General features: G+C 58.2%; 2 protein-coding genes and 1 pseudogene. 1 reads left to right on the forward strand and 2 read right to left on the reverse strand.

Going from position 1 to position 2,689, the window contains the following annotated elements; genetic code table 11:
• Window positions 1-337 precede the first annotated feature (337 nt).
• A complete protein-coding gene (locus QJT78_RS50000) occupies window positions 338-1,684 on the forward strand; it encodes a citrate-proton symporter (protein WP_193376010.1) in 1,347 nt (448 codons plus the stop codon).
• A gap of 389 nt (window positions 1,685-2,073) precedes the next feature.
• Here QJT78_RS50000 and QJT78_RS50005 read toward each other — a convergent pair whose 3' ends face one another.
• Both QJT78_RS50005 and QJT78_RS50010 read right to left on the reverse strand, forming a co-directional pair.
• Entirely contained in the window at window positions 2,074-2,280 is a 207-nt protein-coding gene (locus QJT78_RS50005) for a hypothetical protein (protein WP_011084669.1), read from the reverse strand.
• A gap of 313 nt (window positions 2,281-2,593) precedes the next feature.
• Window positions 2,594-2,689 (reverse strand): annotated as a pseudogene (locus QJT78_RS50010) (IS5/IS1182 family transposase); the annotation flags it as partial.

Genomic DNA, 2,689 nt, shown 5'->3' on the forward strand with positions numbered 1-2,689 from the left:
GATTGTTCCATCGCCTTCAGTCTCCTCTCGGCTCTCTGACAAGCCAAGGATCGCAGAGCGAAAGCCGAAGCGAAACCAGTCAATCAAATGGGAGAAAAGCTCCGCTTACCTCTTACCGGCCAGGCCCGGGATCAGACCAGAAGTCAAATCGGCCCAGAAAGGCAGGCATTCTTATTGCAGACGTTACCGTGAGGTTTGTAGCGACGCGCTTCAGGCTACATGTGGACAGGCGCAATGGCCGTGAAGGACGAGTTCGGGCAAGCGGACTGCAACTTTGCGCGACCGGTGTCTGGTGGAAATGTTCGGGCCAGGGTTCGCGCTCCAGATCAGGTTGAGGATGGCGAGGCAATTAACTCGAGAGAGGCTGGAGCCGGTCCCCAGTCCGGCAGACGAAGGCTTAACGCGCCGGGCGGTGTTGGGCGCCACCATCGGCAATATGCTCGAATTCTACGACTTCGGCACCTATAGCTTTTTCGCAATACAGATCGGTCAGGCGTTCTTCCCGGCAACCGACCAGTTCGCCAGCCTCATGCTGTCACTCGGAACCTTCGGCGCGGGTTTTGTGACCAGGCCAATCGGGTCCATCGTGCTCGGCTCCTATTCGGATCGGGTTGGCCGCCGGCCTGCCATGACCGCCAGCTTTGCTATGATGAGCGTCGCGGTCCTATTATTGGCCATTACGCCATCGTACGAGACAATAGGATTTGCCGCTCCGTTGCTAGCCATCTTCGCACGCTTGCTGCAGGGCTTTGCTCTCGGAGGCGAAGTCGGTCCAACGACAGCCTACTTGATGGAAGCGGCACCAGCCAAAGCCCGCGGTCTTGCTGTCTCCTTTCAGCCCGCGAGCCAACAGGTCGCTGCGACGGCTGGAGCGTTGGTTGGAGAAATACTCACGCTCACCATGACAAGTGAGGCGCTCAATGCATACGGATGGCGGATCGCGCTGTTGCTCGGCGCCGTTACTTTGCCGTTCGGACTTTGGCTGCGGAGCGTCCTACCCGAAACGTTTCTCCGCCCGGAGGCGCCGGTTCTGGTCACCCGGCCTGTAAGGCGATCGCCCGCCGCTCGCCGCATCATGAGCTTGGGATTCGTCATCTTGGCCAGCTGCACGATCACTACTTACGTTACGGGATATATGACCACCTACGCCTTGAACACCCTCCACGTATCCGCGCCTCTCGCCTTCGGCGCCACGCTCATCAGCAATATGGCAGGCATTGCTGCGGCGCTGTTGGGCGGCCTGCTCGCCGACCGCGCAGGCCGCCGGCGCATCATGATATGGCCGCAGGCAGCTGCGTTGCTGATGATCTATCCGGTATTCTTGTGGATTGCAGAGAGCCGCAGCGCCTTCGCACTTTTAGGAGGCCTCGGCACGCTCACCCTTATCGGAACGGTTCCGTATAGCGCCTTCTACGTAAGCATGGCCGAGAGTTTGCCCAGGAACATTCGTGGTGGCGCCTTCGGGACGACTTACGCTTTTGCCATAGGCATTTTCGGAGGCACAGCTCAACTGGTCGTCACATGGCTGATCTACTTGACCGGGAGCGCACTCGCGCCCGCCTGGTACATGCTTTTCGCGAGCGCGGCCGGGCTCTTTGCCATGGTGATGATGCCGGAGACGGCGCCACTCAATTTCGAGCGAAACCATAGACGAACATCTGTAACGGCACGATCGCCGCCCTAGTAGCTTAGCCGAACAGGTAAGGATGACATCTGTGACGTCCGAAATGCGAACATCGAGCAGGAGCACGGTATGGGGCTAGCCCGAACAGCAATCTATCCTGAAAACTGGCGCAGCTTGACATCGTGAAGGAGTTCCGGCCGTAACGGCAGCGTCGCGGTCTGAAACGGCTTTCTCCGTTTACCCAACGTTCGCCGATGCTGCAGTTGAGCGATCGGGCTGCCGTCACCCGCCGGCTGGAGTGAGCAATGACTCTGATCATCTTTAGAGAACAAGAAGGCGCGGCTCGCACCATCCGCCAGCGTAAACGAACGGCATAAGGATGCGGCCGCTGACGGAGCAGCGGCCGCACGAGGCTCGATCCTCATTCTCTGCTTGATTGTTTTCCGTCGTCAGTGCAGCACGCACGCGGGATCGGTCAAGCAAAAAAACAGATCGCAGATACCATTCAATGGGTCATCGGCGCACTGAGGATACGATGTATCGGCTACCTGCACGCTGGAGGTGAGCGGTTGCGCGGCAACTTCTGCAGCAAATGGAGGTACCGCCGCGGTCGCAAGTGCGAGGGCGCTCGCCGTCACCAAAACTGACTTCTTCATTGGGAGATCGCTTCCCTAGGTTAGCCCCAGCCGTGGTGACGGTCTATATGACGACGCTACAATCGGTAAAATTGATTTTCTTGATCAGATCTATCGACCGAATGGATAAGTTCGGCCATCACCGCATCGCTCCGTCTACCCGCTCGGAACCTGTAGACCTACTTATGATCGGATGCTCGTCGCACCTCCGTCGATGCATTTCTCGGAGCACCCGACTAGGGTCTGTTTGGATTCAGGATTGAACTTCCCAGCCGGAACGATTCAAACTCAATCCGCTGCAGAAATGCCGGGGCCAAACACCTAGGGTCCAGACTCAATTGAGCCAATATGCGACGAGAGCGGCGAGATGAACAGCGGCCAAAAAATTACGGGCGAGCTTGTCATATCGCGTGGCGATGCGCCGGAAGTC

The sequence above is a fragment of the Bradyrhizobium sp. Mp27 genome, assembly GCF_029953005.1.
Classification (GTDB): domain Bacteria; phylum Pseudomonadota; class Alphaproteobacteria; order Rhizobiales; family Xanthobacteraceae; genus Bradyrhizobium; species Bradyrhizobium barranii.

What these genes read in the sequence shown, in the direction of transcription:
- QJT78_RS50000 (WP_193376010.1), top strand. Translation starts at nt 338, where the DNA reads ATGGCGAGGCAATTAACTCGAGAGAGGCTGGAGCCGGTCCCCAGTCCG.
- QJT78_RS50005 (WP_011084669.1), bottom strand. Translation starts at nt 2,280, where the DNA reads ATGAAGAAGTCAGTTTTGGTGACGGCGAGCGCCCTCGCACTTGCGACC.